This window comes from Sphingomonas changnyeongensis, from assembly GCF_009913435.1.
Classification (GTDB): Bacteria; Pseudomonadota; Alphaproteobacteria; order Sphingomonadales; family Sphingomonadaceae; genus Sphingomonas_B; species Sphingomonas_B changnyeongensis.
The window spans coordinates 2,067,368-2,083,247 of the sequence record NZ_CP047895.1; the positions used below are offsets into that span (position 1 = coordinate 2,067,368).

A 15,880-nucleotide genomic window follows, 5' to 3' on the forward strand; every position below is an offset into this window, starting at 1 on the left:
CGCTTCGGATGCTTGGGCTGACAGAAGGGCCGGATCGCGCCAGTCTTCCCCGATCATATGGGGAACGGGATCATGGCGGGCGAAGACCTGATCGGCGCGCCTGAGCGGCAGATTCAAGCGCTGGACCGCGGCATCGACGCCGAGCAACCATGGTCCGATGCGCCGGCGGTGATTGTCGTGGCCGATCGCGGTGAGGCGCGGGCGCTGACGGCGCATCTTGTCGCCGATGCCGGCGGACGTGTGGTCGGCACGGCGCCGCTGGCCGAAGGCCGCGCGCGGCTCGATGCGCAGGTCCGGGCAGCAGCGGTGGTCATCGAGCTTGACGGTTGGGCCGGGGCCTGGGGACTGGAGCTGCTCCAATGGGCGAACGAGGCCGCGCGGATCGGGCGGGTTCGCCCGCTCATCTGCTTCCCTGCCGCCCTCATCGACACGGTGATGGCGACGGTGACCGCGCGTGAGGTCGAACTGCTGTGCGATCCGTCGCCGTTCGACCGGCTGGCCGCGCTGCGATCCGTGCTGTTCCCCGCGCGCGAGCGCCTGTTCGAGCAGGGGCTGCGCCATGAGGCGGAGCGGCTGAGCCGGCTGAGTGACGAAACCGCACGGATTGCCGCTGCGCTTGCCGATATGTCGGGCGCGCTCAGGAACGGGGCGGAGGAGGTGGCCGACGCGCCGCCGCGGCTGTTGGCGCGGCATGTGCGGGCGATGATCCGGCTGCGCCGGCTGCGCGGCCAGGCGTTCAGCGATGCGCTGTTCGCCGATCCGGCCTGGGACATGATGCTGGATCTGCTGGCTGCGCGGCTGGAAGGGGTGTCTGTCGCCGTGTCGAGCCTGTGCATCGCGGCCAATGTGCCGTCGACCACAGCGCTGCGCTGGATCCGGATGATGACCGATCACGGCCTGCTGGTGCGGCGCGCCGATCCCGATGATGGCCGGCGGATATTCATCGATCTGTCCGAGTCAGCATTGGTCGGGCTGTTGCGGTGGTTTGAACAGGCCCATGAACTGGGCTGGCGCCCGCACTGAACGGAACGCGCGATACCGACCACCGGCATTCCCAGGCGATCTTAGGAAATCCAGTCAACTTGCTGATTTTGATGGTGGGCGGTGACGGGCTCGAACCGCCGACCCTCTCGGTGTAAACGAGATGCTCTACCAACTGAGCTAACCGCCCGGTGCCATTGCTCCTGCCCGATCGTCACCGGCCGGGCAAGAGGGTGGGCGGGGCATGGATGTGACCGATCCGTCAACCAGCCCGGTTTCCCGTGGCTGCGGTCACCACCCCGCTGGTGGTCCCGGCCGAGCCGGAACCGGAACGGGGCCGTGACCGCGCCTGTGCGGATCAGAACTTGAACCGGGCACCGAAATAGAACTGCCGGCCGAAATGATGATAGACGCTCAGACGGTCGGCAGCGCTGTCGATGAACTGGTCGATATATTCGTCGGTCAGGTTGATCGCCTCGAAGGTCAGCGTGACATTCTCGGTCAGCTTCAGCGTCGCTGCGGCATCGACGTTGATCGTGCCCTTGGTGCCTTCGACATCGTTGAAGGTCGGCTGGCCCGAGCTGGCGTTGAAGTTGGGCGCGGTGCCGACGGGCACACCGTTGCGGCCCGGCACGTTGGTCAGGAAGCCGGAGCGATAGGCCACCGAACCACGGATCGAGAAGCGCTTGTCTTCATAATAAAGCGTGCCGTTCGCGCCGTGCCGCGACAGGTTGACCAGCGGCTGGATGATGACCGGCGCACCCGCCGCCGTCGACAGCGGATATTCGATGTCGGAGTCGACAAAGGTGTAGTTCGCCTGGATGCCGAAGTTGGAAAGGAAGCCCGGCAGGAAGCGGAACGGCGCCTGGAAGCCGATTTCGATCCCCTTCAGGTCGCCGCCGCGGCTGTTGACCGGCTGGGTGACCTGGAACAGGTCGGTCGGCAGCACCCCGGTGCCGTCGAGCAGCGCGTTGGGCAGGCCGAGCTGGTTGAACGGCAGCGCCTGGGTCGAGGTGGCGACGAAGCTTGAGATGTCCTTGTAAAACAGCCCGACAATCAGCGCCGATTCCGGCGCAAAATACCATTCGAGCGACATGTCGACGTCATTGGCTTCGATCGGATCGATGAACGGGTTGCCAAAGTTCAGCGTGCGGTTGCCGCCGCTGATCGAAAAGGCGCCGCCGGGATTGACCGTGCCGATATCGGGCCGTGCCAGCACCTTGGCGGCTGCGATACGGCCGATCAGCCCTTCGGCAAACTCGATGCTGACATTGGCCGAGGGCAGCCAATTGTCATAGGTGCGCGTCACCTCGACAAGCTGGAAGCCGGTCGGGGTGTTGGTATAGCCGGTCGAGTTCTGGCGCGTTTCGACCCAACGCACGCCGGCATCGGCCTTGACCTTCAGACCTGCAACTTCGCCATCGAACACCGCCTGGGCGAAAAAGCCCAGATCGCGCTCATTGACCGTGCGGAAGCTGCCACGCGCCGACGGGTTGGTGATGCCGGTGAGCGCAAAGCGACCGGTGTTCGAATAGATACCGAGCGTGCGGTCGAACGCATCAATGTCCGGCGCGGCAAAGGTGCGCGGCGATCCGTTGAGCGGGGTACCCCGGCTGAACGAATAGGGCGACGTCAGGCCAGCCAGCTGCCCGGGGGCCAGCAGGCCGGCGACATCGGTTTCGAGCGCGCGGCGGAACTCTTGCGAGTCGAACCCATAGCTTTTGTAATCGCCGCCCAGCCGCAGCTTCACCGTATCGAGCGCGTCCCATTCTGCCTGGACACGGCCGACACGGAAATCATTCTGCACGAACTGCGGCCGCAGCCGGATTTCGCCCAGCGTATAGGCCGCGGCATTGGCCGGATCGAAACTGCCATAGCCGAAGCGCGGGAAACGGCTGTCGCGGAAATCGTAGCTATAGCCTTGGATGTTGTTCGCATCGATCGCGACGGTCGTCTGGATCGGGTTCGAGAAATCCGACTTGGAATAGCCGCCCAGCAGATCGATGCGCAGCCGATCGCCCAGTTCCTGATGCAGCGTCGCCGTATATTGCTGGAACTCGGTCTCCAGCCGGTCGAACCGGGTTTCGACGCGCACATCGACATTGTTGAACGTGCCCGCGACCAGGCTGTTGGTCGCATCGACGACCGCGCCGGGCAGGATGACGGTCTGCGGCTTGCCCGTGCCCGAGCGGCTGAACGACAGGGCCGACAGATATTGCTCGGTGCGCTGCGATTTGAAGTTCGCATAGAGCGCATCGAAGGTCAGCAGCGTCTCGTCGCTCGGCTGCCACTGGATCGAGCCGGTCAGGCCCAGACGCTCGGTCTTGTAGCGGAAGCTGTCATAGCGCGGGATGCGCGGATGGAAGAAGCCGAAGCCGGGGGCCGTCGCCCCGGTGGGCGGGTGGATGCGGCGGCAAAGCCGCCATTGTCGCTGCCGCGTTCCCAGCGGACCGTCGACGGGCCTTCCTCCAATATGCCGCGCTCGCTGTAGGAGCCGGAGAGGAGGATCCCGATCGTTCCGTCGGCCAGCTTGGTCGAGAACAGCGCCGACAGGCGGGGATCGACCGCGCCCGACAGATCGTTGAGGCCGATCTGCGCGTTGCCGGCGATCAGCAGATCTTCCTTGTAATCGAACGGCCGCGCGGTCTGCAGATCCACGGTCGCGCCCAGCGCGCCTTCCTCGACATCGGCCGATGCGCTCTTGCGGACGGTGATCTGGTTGAACAGTTCGGATGCAAACACGTTGAAGTCGAACTGGCGGCTGCGGTTGGCGCCGCCGCTCGCGTCCGCGCCGCCGGTCGTCGACAGGCCTTCAATGCCGTTGATCCGCACGCGGGTGAACAGCGGGCCGAGGCCGCGCACGGTGATGTTGCGGCCTTCGCCCTGGTCGCGGGTGATGGCGACGCCGGGGATGCGCTGGATCGATTCCGCCAGGTTGTTGTCGGGGAAATCGGCAATGTCCTCGGCCTTGATGACGTCGACGATGCCGATCGACTCGCGCTTCTCGGTCAGCGACCGGCGCAGGGCTTCGCGGAAGCCGGTGACGACGATATCCGGGGTCGCGGCGCTGTCGCCGGCCTGGGTGGCCTGAGGCTCTTCGGCGTCGGGCGCGGCTGCCGCCGGGTCATTGGCCCGTGCCGGGGTCGCGAGCACCAGCGCGAGCGCGGGTAGCGATGCCGCCCCCATCAGCCGGATCATGCCCCGGGTCCGTTCCGTCCTGCCCCGTTCCGTCTTGCTCAGCCGCACGCCCATTCTTGCCTCCCTCCCTGCCCGGATGACCCCGGTTGACACCGGTTTCCAAACCCGGCGCGAAATAGCCGGATTCGTGGCGGCGAGACTGAAGAGGCGCGGAAATGTTGATCCCCCCTCTGGACGCGCCGCCATTGCTGCGGGGTCGCCCATCTCGACTACCAAACGAAGTAACCGGTGTCATCGGTCTGATGCCGGCGGCCGCAGCTGTCAAGCCCTGTTGAACATATGTGCTTTGTGGGGCGCGTCGCCGCCCGCCATGCGCGCCCCCGCGCCAGCGCCCGGGTCGCCGGGCGGGCGGCGCATCCGGTCAAAGCCGATAGGCGCGCCGGACCAGCCCGTTGGTCAGTTCATGGGCCAGCTCGGCTGCTTCCCAGTCGCGCAGCCGGCCTTCGCCCACCAGCCGGGCAAGAAAGGCGCAGTCGACTCGGCGGGCGACATCATGCCGTGCCGGGATCGACAGGAACGCGCGCGTGTCGTCGTTGAAGCCGACACTGTTGTAGAAGCCCGCCGTTTCCGTGGTCATTTCCCGGAACCGGCGCATCCCCTCGGGCGAATCGTGGAACCACCAGGCCGGGCCGAGCCTGAGGCAGGGGTAATGGCCGGCCAGCGGGGCCAGTTCGCGCGCATAGCTGCTTTCATCGAGCGTGAAGACGATGATCGTCAGATCGCTGCGGTTGCCGAACCGGTCGAGCAGCGGGCGCATCGCCTCGACATAATCGGTGCGGCTGGGGATGTCGGCACCCCGGTCACGGCCGAAATGTGTGTGCAGCCAGCGATTGTGATTGCGGAATGCGCCGGGATGGATCTGCATCACCATCCCGTCGTCCACGCTCATCGCCGCCATCTCGGTCAGCATCTGGGCGCGGAACAGCTCGGCATCGGCGGGCGACCAGCGGCCGGTCACGATCCGCCGGAACAGCGCCTCTGCCTCGCCGGGCGGCAGATCGGCGGTGCGGGCCGTGGGGTGGCCATGATCGGTCGCGGTGGCACCCGCCGCGCGGAAATCGGCGCGGCGCTTGCGGTGCGCCTCTAGATATCCGCGCCAGTCATGCACATCCTCGCCGGTGATCTGGCCGAAGGTCGCGAGCGCGGCGGCAAAATCCTCATGCTCGGGATCGATGACCGCATCGGGGCGGTAGGTGGTGATCACCCGGCCAGACCAGCCCGATGTCTGGATCGCGGCGTGATGCGCAAGGGTGTCGTGCGGCCCCTCGGTGGTGGCGAGCAGCTCGATCCCGAACCGGTCGAACAGCGCGCGGGGCCTGAACTCCGGCTGGCTGAGCGCATCCGCGATGCGGTCATAATAGTGATCGGCCGTTTCCGGGCCGAGCAGCACGTCGATCCCGAACAGTTCGGCGAACACATGGTCGAGCCACAGCCGTGACGGGGTGCCCCGGAACAGGTGGTAATGATCGGCAAACAGCCGCCACGCCGCGCGCGGATCGGCGGACGACGGGCCGCGCCGGCTCGCCACGCCAAGCGCGTCGAGCGACACGCCCTGGCTGTAGAGCATCCGGTAAAGATAATGGTCGGGCGCGAGCAGCAGCGCAGTCGGATCGGTCCATGGCGCGTCGGTCGCGAACCAGGCCGCATCGGTGTGGCCATGCGGGCTGATGATCGGCAGCCCGGCAATCTCCCTGTAGAGCGTGCGCGCAATGGCACGGGTCGCGGGATCCGCCGGAAACAGACGGTCGGGATCAAGGGTCAGGGGATGCGGCATGATGTTCCTGCATGTGCTCGCGGTTGCGGGTGTGGCGGCGCGTGTCATCCGGCGCGACCAGCTTTGGTCTTGATGGTTGGTAACCGGTGTCAGATGGTCCGGCAAGTCCGGGGATCGGTTGGCGGCCGTCAGGGCAGGCCGAAAATAGATCAGGCATATCTGCCCCATTGACACCGGTTACCCGGATCGGCTCCAAGGAGCGCCATGACCGACGCCCGTTCCGAACGACCGCGCCCCGCCGCCCCGCATGGTCGCGCGGATATGCTTGTGCTCGATCCTGCGGATCTCGTCGCCGTTGCGTTGGTGCCGCTGGCGGCGGGGAGTGTGGTGGCAAGCCCGTCCGGCCCGGTTCTGCTGCGTAGCGATATCCCGGTCGGTCACAAGGTGGCGCTGCGATCCGCAGCGCCCGGTGAGGCGGTGCTGAAGGGCGGATTTCCGATCGGGGTCGCGACGGCTTGGATCCAGCCCGGCGATCATGTCCACACGCACAATCTGGTCACCGCGCTGGGCGGGGTGGGTACCTACCGGTTCAACCCGGCACAGGCGCGGCCGCTGCCGCGCGTGCCGGTGCCACGCTTCTTCGGCTATCGCCGCGCCGATGGCCGGGCGGCGACGCGCAACGAAATCTGGATCATCCCGACCGTCGGCTGCGTCGCGCGCACGGCGACGCGCATTGCCGCCATCGCCTCCGCCCGCCATGCCGGGCAGGTCGACGGCGTGCATGCGCTCACCCATCCGTTTGGCTGTTCGCAGCTGGGCGACGATCTGGCGGGCACGCGCGACATTCTGGCGAGCCTCGCCTGCCATCCCAATGCTGCGGGCGTCGTCCTGCTCGGCCTAGGCTGCGAATCCAACCAGCTTGACCAGCTGCTGGCGCAGATCCCCGAGGATCAGCGCGGGCGCATCCGTGCCGTCCATGCGCAGAGCGAGGCAGACGAGGTCGCCGCGGGGCTGGCCGCCGTCGACGCGCTGGCGCGGATTGCCGCACTGGCGCAGCGCGAGGAGCTGGGGTTCGGCGATCTGGTCATCGGCCTCAAATGCGGGGGATCCGACGGGTTTTCGGGCCTGACCGCCAACCCCCTGCTCGGGCGGATTTCCGATCGGCTGATCGCCGCCGGCGGGCGCGCGATCCTGACCGAAATCCCTGAGATTTTCGGGGCCGAGCAGCTGCTGATGGACCGGGCGGCGGATGCGCATGTGTTCGACGGCATTGTCGGGCTGGTCAATGACATGAAGCGCTGCTTCATCGCCGCCGGGCATCCGGTGTCGGAAAATCCCTCGCCCGGGAACATCGCCGGCGGCATCACCACGCTTGAGGAAAAATCGCTGGGCGCTGTACAGAAGGGGGGCGCGCGCGCGTCGCCGATGTCCGCCGCTATGGTGAACGGGTGCGCCGCGCCGGGCTGACCCTGCTCGAGGCGCCAGGCAATGATGCCGTGTCGTCGACGGCGCTGGTCGCGGCGGGGGCAACAATCATCCTGTTCACCACCGGCCGGGGCACGCCGCTCGGCTTTCCCGCGCCGACGATCAAGATCGCGTCGAACAGCGCGCTGGCGCTGCGCAAGCCGGGCTGGATCGATTTCGACGCCGGGCGGGTGCTGACCGACGGGCTCGACGCCATGACGGACAGCCTGGCGCGGGCGGTTGCCGATATCGCCTCGGGCGCGCCCACCGCCGCAGAGCAGGCAGGGGAGCGGGAGATCGCGATCTGGAAACGGGGCGTCACGCTGTGACCGAGGTCAGAATCGTCCATTTCGGCCCCGGCGCGTTTCACCGCGCGCATCAGGCCGATTATGTCGACCGGCTGTGCCGCATCGATCCGGGCTGGGGGATTGCGGCGGCGGCGTTGCGATCGACAGGCACGATCGAGGCGCTGCGGCGTCAGCAGGGGCGCTACACGCTCGCCATTCTGGGCGAGACGCCCGAATATCGGCCGATCGACGTCCATCGCCGCCTGTTCGGTCCCGATGACCGGGCAGGGCTGCGCGCGCAGCTGACGGAGCCGGGGGTCGAGCTGGTGACCGCGACGGTGACCGAAAAAGGCTATTGCCTCGCCCCCGATGGGCAGATCGATTTCGCCCATCCCGACATCGTCCATGATCTGGCCGATCCCGACCGCCCGGTCAGCCTGGCCGGCTGGCTGGCGCTGGCGCTTGCCGATCGGCGCGCGGCCGGGGTTGCCCCCTTTTCGGTGCTGTCGTGCGACAACATGACCGGCAATGGCCGCAAGCTGCGTTCAGCGGTGATCGCGCTGGCCGGCCGGCGTGACGCGGAGCTGGCGCGCTGGATCGCGGGCGAGGCGGTGTTTCCCGACACGATGGTCGATTCGATCACCCCGGCGACCGACGATGCGCTGCGCGCGCGGGTGCGCGCCGCCTGCGGCTGGGACGATCTGTGCCCGGTGCAGCGCGAACCCTATGCGGCCTGGGTGATTGAAGACATCCTGCCGCGCGGGGCGCCGGAGCTGGCCGAGGCCGGCGTGATCCTGACCGGCGACGTGGCAGGGTGGGAGCGCGCGAAGCTCAGAATCCTGAACGGTCCGCATTCGGCGCTGGCCTATCTGGGGCTGCTCGCCGGGCATGAGACGGTCGCCGGGGCGATGGCCGATCCGCAGCTCGCGGCGACGGTCGCGCGGATGATGGCGGACGAGATCATCCCGGCAACCGGGCCGGGGTCGTTCGACCTGACGGGTTATTCCGCCGACATCCTCGAGCGGTTCCGCAATCCGGCCATTGCCCACCAGCTGGCGCAGATCGCGTGGGATGGTTCGCAGAAGCTGCGCTATCGCCTGCTCGATACCATGGCCGATGCGCTGAAGCGGGGGACGCCCTTTGCCCTGCTGGCGCGCGCAGTTGCCGCGTGGATCGTGTTTGCCGTGCGCGAAAGCCGGGCAGGCCGGGCGCTCAACGATCCGCTCGCCGGCGAAATCTCGGCCCGCGCGCTCGACCCCGCACCTGCCGCTGCGCTGCTCGGCTGGCGGGCGGTGTTTCCGGCGGCGCTCGTCGAGGTGCCGGCCGTGCGCACCGCCATCATCGATGCTGCCTGCAGCCTTGCCGGTGAGGCGGGGCTGACCATCGGCGGTTGATTATGACACCGGTTTCCAATAGCTGATCGGGATCGGGGAGGAAAAGACGTGCAGGAACTGCCCATTCGCGATCCAGCCGGAATTGCCGGCCGGTTTCTCGCGGCCCGGCGCGCGGCGGTGCCGCTGGCCGATTATCCGGGCTGCGCGCCTGGCGATCTTGCCGAGGCTTATCGCATCCAGGACCATGCGATCTCCGGCTGGGGGCGGGATGTCATCGGCTGGAAGGTCGGCCGCGTGATGCCGCCCGTATCCGAGACGCTGGGCACCGAGCGGCTGGCGGGGCCGATCTTTGCCGCCGCGCCCGCCGATGCGGATCGGGCCGTGGCCATGCCGGTGTTTGACGGCGGATTCGCCGCTGGGGAGGCCGAGTTTCTGCTCCGCATCGGGGCGGCCCCGCCCGCAGGCAAGACGCGCTTCACTCTCGATGAGGCGGCGGAGCTGATCGATGCGGTTCATGTCGGGATCGAGATTGCCAGTTCGCCGCTGGCGACGATCAACGCGCTCGGCCCGCTCGTCGTGATCTCTGATTTCGGCAACAATAATGGGCTGCTGGTTGGTCCGGCGGTGCCCGACTGGCGCACGAGCGGGTTCGAGCAGTGGGACGTCACGACGCTGATCGACGGCCGGGCGGTCGGCTGCGGCAAGGCTGCCGCCTTTCCCGACGGCGCGATCGGATCGGCACGGTTCCTGTTCGAGCTGATGGCCGCACGCGGCATCGCGCTGCGGCCCGGGCAGTGGATTTCCTCGGGCGCGATCGGCGGCGTGCATGACGCGCATGTCGGCCAGCGGGTCGAGGCGGATTTCGGCGGGCGGTTCAAGATCGCCTGCACATTGATCGAAGCGCAGCCAGACCGCGATTGAGACGGTCGGACGGACCGAGGGGGAGGGGTTGAAAATGCCGGACACGATGGCAGCCATGCCGGGCCCGAAGGTGGGGCGACACCGCTGGGTGATCGTCGCGCTGCTGTTTGCTGCAACCGCGATCAACTATGTCGATCGCCAGATGATCGGCCTGCTCAAGCCGACATTGCAGGCGGAGTTCGGCTGGACGGAGACCGTCTATGCCGACATCGTGTTCTGGTTCCAGCTTGCCTATGCGGTCGGTTATGTCGCGTTCGGCAATGTCGTTGACCGGATCGGCGCGCGGCTGGGCTATGCGATCGCCTTCATCATCTGGACGGGCGCGCACATGCTCCATGCAGCCGCCGCGTCGGTGGCGGGCTTTGCCGGCGTGCGTTTCCTGCTCGGCATCGGCGAAAGCGGCAATTTTCCTGCCGGGCTGAAAGCGGTCACCGAATGGTTTCCCAAGCGGGAACGTGCACTTGCGACCGGAATCTTCAACGCCGGCGCAAATGTCGGCGCGATCATCACCCCGCTGGTCGTCCCGGCGCTGACGCTTGCTTATGGCTGGCGCGGGGCGTTCGTCATCACCGGCGCGGTCAGCCTGATCTGGCTGGTCGCCTGGCTCGCGCTCTATCGGCGACCGCGCGAAAGCCGGCGGCTGTCGGCGGCCGAGCTCGCCTATATCGAAAGCGATCCCGCCGATCCGGCGGCGCGGGTGCCGTGGTCGCGGCTGCTCGGGCGGCGCGAAACCTGGGCGTTTGCGGCGGGCAAGTTTCTCACTGACCCGATCTGGTGGATGTTCCTGTTCTGGCTGCCGGATTTCCTGGTCAAGCGCCACGGGCTAGATCTCAAGACCTTTGGGCCGCCCCTGGTCGTCATCTATGTCGTGTCCGATCTCGGCTCGATCGTCGGCGGCTGGATCTCGTCGCGGCTGATCCAGCGCGGCTGGACGATCAATGCCGCGCGCAAGGTCACGATGCTGGGCTGCGCGCTCGCGGTGACGCCGATCTTCTTTGCGCAATGGGTCGACAATCTGTGGGTCGCAGTCGCGATCATCAGCCTGGCAACCGCCGCGCATCAGGCCTGGTCGGCCAATCTCTACACGCTTCCGTCGGACATGTTCCCGCGTAAGGCGGTCGGCTCGGTGATCGGCATCGGCGGCACGGCGGGCGCGATCGGCGGCATGATCTTCTCGCTCTATATCGGCCAGGTGCTGGAGCGGATCGGCACCTACAGCCTGATCTTCATCGTGGCCGGATCGGTCTATCTGATCGCGCTCGGCATCATCCAGTTGCTGGCCCCGAAGCTGGACGACGCGGCGCGGGACTGAGGCTGTCGGCCGACCCGGCGGCCTGACCGGGTCGACGCCGTCTTTGATCAATGAAACGGGTGGCGGCGTGCGGAAGGGGCGTCACCCGTCACGCCGCCGCGGTCCGTCACTCGCCATGTGGCGGCGGCAGAAAATCGTCCATGGGCAGGGCGGGGTGGGGATAGACGAACTGGTTGGCAGCCATCGGCAGCACAAAGCCCTCAGCCGCGCCCGGCATGAAGTAATTGCCCTGATAGATGTTGGGCCGGCACATCTCGGTGCCGTCGATATAGGCCTCGCCGATCGGCGCATATTTGAGATCGGCGCCGAAGACCGCGTACATCGCCAGATCGACAAAGTTCATCTTCTCGATCGTGCCGCGCAGATGGGTGTCCTGCGCGATGATGGCGAACAGGGACTGGCGGACATAATAGAGCGAGGCCATGTCCTTGACCACCTGATTGAAATCATGGGCGCCGTCATGGTGGATAATGTGCCGGACGCCATGGGATTCCAGCATCACATGGCGGACATAGGATGGCACGTCGCCATAAAACAGGCGCACCCTGCCGACCGCCTCGGGGAAGGTCCGGCGGATCCGTTCATAGGCAAACTGCAAAAAGCGTGGATTGATGTCGACCAGATCGAGATCGAAATCGAATTTGTCGATGCACCCGGCAAAGATCGACGACGATCCGCCCATGAAGACGCCGACTTCGACCAGCCTGTCGAAGTTGCCGTTAAAGTCCCGCAGCACATTGACCAGATCGAAATAATATTTGGCCGAGCATTGGTCCTCATAACGCAGATCGGTTTCGACGATCCGATTGGCGATCATGTCGAAAATCTTGTTTTTATGCCGGAACATGTCGTACAGACCCCGAGCCTGAAAGCCGGACCAAATCCGTACGCCAAGCTGCTCCGCCGGGTCTGCCACGTCCTGCAACGACGTGTCAGGATCGATAAATGTTCCAAAAGTGCTCACTGAAACGCCCCTGTGCTGTCGCCGCGTGCCGGCCCTGACAGACTTATAGGCCCGTTAACCATGACGCCCGAGCGGAGCTCCAAAAGAATCCGAAGTCCCGGCAAATCATCGCGCGGGCGGGTGCGCGCAGATCAACCATTCAATTCAGAAATTTTCAGCTGGCTGGCAGAGGGGCGCGTCTTCCGCCCACCAGGCGGGAAGGCACCGCAGATGGCGTCTTGGGATGTGCCGCCCGGTCGCGCCGAGGCGTGATTTCGAAGCGGGGCCAGGCCTAGGCGACGTGGACAAATTGGTGACGGTTTGCGTTGGCGAGTGTAGCCTGGGTAAGTGATCCGGAACGCGCCCTTGATCGCCGCCGTGGTGGTCGGCCTTGTTGCATCTTCTGCCGCTTCGGCTGAGCAGGCGTGCTTCGACGTGAAGGTTCAGGCTCGGCCTGTCGATCAGATACCGAGCGAGATAGGGGATTGCGGCAGCGACTGCTTCGTCATGTCATGGCCTTGGTTTGTCGATTTGCGAGTGAAGCGTGTCGTTGATGGTGCGCTTTCCGGCAAAGTAATCAGGGTGCTGACAGTTCAACATACCTATCGCGTGTCGCGCGAAGGAACATGGTTTCTGCGTAAGAACACAGCTGGCAGCTACAACGTTCTGGCCTCGGATGGTGGATCGACATTGACTCGCTGTTCAGCTGAAGCTGCGTCGGTCGAGCCCTACATCCGTCCGAATAGCGGGCATACTCTCGACGATCTTCGTAATCAGGGCATCCGTCGATACGGGCATCATCCCGACTGATTTAACGGCGATGGACAGGCCGAGAGAAGTTGACGAGGTATCCGAGGATTGATTCAAGGCTGCTTTTTGGAGGCAGGCTTGAGCCGGGGCGATCTCGCCGAGGTGGAATGGCGCGTCCTGAAGGACTTGCTGCCGATCGAGCGCAAGAACCGGAGCAGGGGCCGCCCTCCCGAACAAAACCGTTCGATCATCAACGGCATTCTCTGGCGACTTCGGTGCGGTGCACCGTGGCGCGACGTGCCGCCGAAATACGGGAGCTGGAACACCATCTATCGCCGGTTCCGTCGATGGAGCGAGGCTGGGGTCTGGGAGATCGTGGCGGTAACGCTGGCCGAGATCATGGCGGATACCGGCCACTACAGCATCGACAGGACCACCGTTCGCGCCCACGTCTCGGCAGCGGGCGGAAAAGGGGGGCGTGTCGACGCGCTCTTGGCCGCTCGCGGGGCGGGTTCACCAGTAAGCTTCACTGCCTGGCTGATGCCCTTGGGCGACCGATCGCCTTCCACCTGACGGGCGGCGAGGCGGCGGACTGCAAGGCGTATGATGCCCTGATCGTGCTGCCCGAACGCACTCCCGACGCCTTGCTTGCCGACAAGGGCTACGATGCAGATGCAATCCGTGCCGACCTTGCAAGGCGAAACATCGAGCCCGTCATTCCTGGCCGATCAAACCGCCGGGTGAAAATCGAACATGACCGGACGCTCTACAAGCAGCGCAACTGCATCGAGCGCATGTTCGGCCATCTCAAGATCAACCGCGCCCGCGCCACCCGCTATGACCAGCTCGCCAGCAGCTTCCTCGGAATGGTCCACCTCGCCACCGCCAGATACTGGCTCAAATTTGTCCACGCCGCCTAGCTTTCGAAACCGATCCGCTCGGCGGCCGCACCCGACATGACGAAGCCGATAGGGCGTTCGGTTTCTTCCTGCAGGTGCGCGATCAGGCTGGCGGTGCGCGCCAACAGCGAGATTCCCTTCAGAGCCGCAAGCGGGAAGTCCGCGTCGAGCATGACTGCTGGAATCGCGCCGTTGACGTTGATTGGAAGCGCGCGGCCGATGGCATCGGGAAGTACGTTCTCGATCGTGCGTAGCATGGCGATATGCTTGCCTGCCATCCCATGCTCGGCCGCAAGCGCCAACAGGCGCTGGGCGCGGGGGTCGCCGGCCGTATGCTGCGGATGACCAAAACCTGGGATGGCCTTTTTCTCTATGCGCAGGGCGCGAACCGCGGCGATGGCCGTGGCGGCGGGATCGCCGCCTTCGGCATCGGCCACAACCTGCGCGTAAAATCTGCCGGCGACCTCGGCGCTCCCGAGAACCACCGAGCCGCAGCCGAGCAGTCCTGCGGCAACCGCGCCATGAAAGGCTTCAGGCGCGGCGGCATGGGTCATACGGGAGGCCACAACGCTGGGCACCAGACCGTGTTCCGCAATCGCGCAAAGCACCGCATCCGTGAGCAACTTCTGTTCAGGTGTGGGCATGTGGCCCGTCACCAGCAGCCAGAAATAGCTGGTGAAATCGATCCGGCCGATCACCTCGCTACACAGGTCAAGCCCGCGCACGGTGATGCTGGTCGCATCCGAGGTGCAGATCGAGGTGACGGCGTGGTCCTGCTTGCCAATGCGCATGGTACACCCTTTTCGGTATTCGAAGTTGATTTCGTTATTCGAAGACCATATCCTGACCGTGTCGGCAAGGGAAGAAAATGGGATCGGGCGGATGAAGGCAAGACCTCTCGCGGGCGTCACCGTGCTCGAAATGGGCACCTTCATCACCGGCCCGGCGGCCGGGATGCTGCTGGCCGATCTCGGCGCGGATGTCATCAAGGTCGAGCAGCCGGGCACGGGCGATCCGTTCCGCAACTTCAAGGGCGGCCTCTATTCGCCGCACTTCCAGACCTATAACCGCAACAAGCGCTCGATCACGATCGATCCGAAAAACCCCGACGACCTCGCGGTGCTCGACCGGCTTGTCGCGGATGCCGATGTGTTCATCCAGAACTTCCGCCCGGGCGTGGCGGGTCGGCTGAATGTCGATGCCGCGCGGCTGGGGGCGATCAACCCGCGGCTGGTCTATGCCTCGATCTCGGGCTTCGGCAGCGAGGGGCCCGACCGTGACCGGCCCGCCTTCGACACTGTCGCCCAGGCGGCATCCGGCTTTTTGCGGCTGCTGGTCAATCCTGCGCATCCGCGCGTCGTCGGCCCGGCGATTGCCGATGCGATGACCGGTTTCTATGCCGCGCTCGGCATCCTGGCCGCGCTCAACGAACGGCACGAGACCGGCAAGGGGCGGCTGGTCGAGACCTCGATGTTCGAGGCGATGTGCCACTTCAACCTCGATGATTTCACCCACCTGCTGTCGGCCGGTCAGCTGATGGGTCCCTACAGCCGCCCGCACGTGTCGCAGAGCTACGTCTTTGAATGTGCCGACGGCCTTTGGATCGCGCTGCACATGTCCTCACCCCCCAAATTCTGGGAAAATCTAGCAACCGCAGTCGGCCAGCCCGACATGCTCGCGCGCCCCGCCTTTGCCAGCCGCGAGGCGCGCATTGCCCATTATGACGATGTCGTCGCTTTCCTTGCGCCGATCTTCGTCACCCGCCCGCGGGCCGAATGGGCGGCCGAGCTCACCCGGCTCGAAGTGCCCAACTCACCGGTCCTTACTTCGGCCGAAGTGCTGGAGAGCGCGCAGGCCAAGGCGCTCGGCATCGAGGTGAGCGACCCCGATGGCCCGCATGGCCCTTTCCGCACCATCCGTTTTCCGCTCAGCTTCGATGGCGAGCGCATGGACAGCGTCACCGCACCGCCCGTATTGGGCGCCGACGACGCGGACATTCGCCGCAGCATCGAAAGGCCGAAGCATGGGACTAGCAGGGGCTGAACCTGGCCGGAAGGAAGCGGGAGCAAAGGACCCC

The 15,880-nt window shown here is 65.8% G+C and carries 11 protein-coding genes, 1 tRNA gene and 2 pseudogenes; 8 read left to right on the forward strand and 6 right to left on the reverse strand.

Annotation, left to right across the window (positions count from 1 at the left end):
• Positions 1-72 precede the first annotated feature (72 nt).
• Positions 73-1,023: a winged helix DNA-binding protein gene (locus GVO57_RS10210; protein WP_160593056.1), complete on the forward strand. Its 951-nt coding sequence runs from the start codon at positions 73-75 to the stop codon at positions 1,021-1,023.
• A 72-nt stretch (positions 1,024-1,095) separates the two neighbouring features.
• Here the strand turns inward: GVO57_RS10210 and GVO57_RS10215 are convergent.
• The 4 genes from GVO57_RS10215 to uxaC all read right to left on the reverse strand — a co-directional run bounded on the left by GVO57_RS10215 (position 1,096) and on the right by uxaC (position 5,953).
• A tRNA-Val gene (locus tag GVO57_RS10215) sits at positions 1,096-1,171 on the reverse strand.
• 168 nt (positions 1,172-1,339) lie between these two features.
• A complete protein-coding gene (locus GVO57_RS14635) occupies positions 1,340-3,388 on the reverse strand; it encodes a TonB-dependent receptor (RefSeq protein WP_327785561.1) in 2,049 nt (682 codons plus the stop codon).
• Entirely contained in the window at positions 3,286-4,179 is an 894-nt protein-coding gene (locus GVO57_RS14640) for a TonB-dependent receptor plug domain-containing protein (protein ID WP_201752627.1), read from the reverse strand. Before GVO57_RS14640 ends, GVO57_RS14635 begins: the two co-directional genes overlap by 103 nt.
• A gap of 361 nt (positions 4,180-4,540) precedes the next feature.
• Positions 4,541-5,953 (reverse strand): glucuronate isomerase, encoded by a 1,413-nt coding sequence (gene uxaC / locus GVO57_RS10225; RefSeq protein WP_160593057.1) that lies wholly within the window; start codon positions 5,951-5,953, stop codon positions 4,541-4,543.
• Positions 5,954-6,214: 261 nt separating this feature from the next.
• Here uxaC and GVO57_RS10230 point away from each other — a divergent pair.
• The 4 genes and pseudogenes from GVO57_RS10230 (at position 6,215) to GVO57_RS10245 (ending at position 11,211) form a co-directional block, all read left to right on the forward strand.
• Positions 6,215-7,686 (forward strand): annotated as a pseudogene (locus tag GVO57_RS10230) (UxaA family hydrolase).
• Positions 7,683-9,038, forward strand: coding sequence for a mannitol dehydrogenase family protein (locus tag GVO57_RS10235; RefSeq protein ID WP_160593058.1), 1,356 nt, complete (start codon positions 7,683-7,685; stop codon positions 9,036-9,038). Before GVO57_RS10230 ends, GVO57_RS10235 begins: the two are co-directional and overlap by 4 nt.
• 48 nt (positions 9,039-9,086) lie before the next feature.
• The gene (locus GVO57_RS10240; RefSeq protein ID WP_233281330.1) at positions 9,087-9,899 is read left to right on the forward strand and encodes a 2-keto-4-pentenoate hydratase; all 813 of its coding nucleotides are present in this window, start codon (positions 9,087-9,089) and stop codon (positions 9,897-9,899) included.
• Positions 9,900-9,945: 46 nt separating this feature from the next.
• Positions 9,946-11,211, forward strand: coding sequence for an MFS transporter (locus tag GVO57_RS10245; protein WP_233281331.1), 1,266 nt, complete (start codon positions 9,946-9,948; stop codon positions 11,209-11,211).
• Positions 11,212-11,317: 106 nt separating this feature from the next.
• Here the strand turns inward: GVO57_RS10245 and GVO57_RS10250 are convergent, their stop codons facing one another.
• Positions 11,318-12,058, reverse strand: a complete 741-nt coding sequence (locus GVO57_RS10250; protein ID WP_233281332.1) for a class I SAM-dependent methyltransferase — start codon at positions 12,056-12,058, stop codon at positions 11,318-11,320.
• A gap of 462 nt (positions 12,059-12,520) precedes the next feature.
• On the opposite strand from GVO57_RS10250, the gene GVO57_RS10255 reads away from it, so the two are divergent.
• Together GVO57_RS10255 and GVO57_RS10260 are read left to right on the forward strand one after the other, a co-directional pair.
• Entirely contained in the window at positions 12,521-12,964 is a 444-nt protein-coding gene (locus tag GVO57_RS10255; RefSeq protein ID WP_160593060.1) for a hypothetical protein, read from the forward strand.
• A gap of 102 nt (positions 12,965-13,066) precedes the next feature.
• A pseudogene (locus GVO57_RS10260) lies at positions 13,067-13,824 on the forward strand (IS5 family transposase).
• On the opposite strand, the gene GVO57_RS10265 reads toward GVO57_RS10260, so the two are convergent.
• A complete protein-coding gene (locus GVO57_RS10265) occupies positions 13,821-14,594 on the reverse strand; it encodes a citryl-CoA lyase (RefSeq protein WP_160593061.1) in 774 nt (257 codons plus the stop codon). The pseudogene GVO57_RS10260 and the gene GVO57_RS10265 sit on opposite strands and share 4 nt — an antisense overlap.
• A 91-nt stretch (positions 14,595-14,685) precedes the next feature.
• On the opposite strand from GVO57_RS10265, the gene GVO57_RS10270 reads away from it, so the two are divergent.
• On the forward strand, positions 14,686-15,846 hold the full coding sequence (locus tag GVO57_RS10270) for a CaiB/BaiF CoA transferase family protein (protein ID WP_160593062.1): 1,161 nt from the start codon (positions 14,686-14,688) through the stop codon (positions 15,844-15,846).
• Positions 15,847-15,880: the final 34 nt, after the last annotated feature.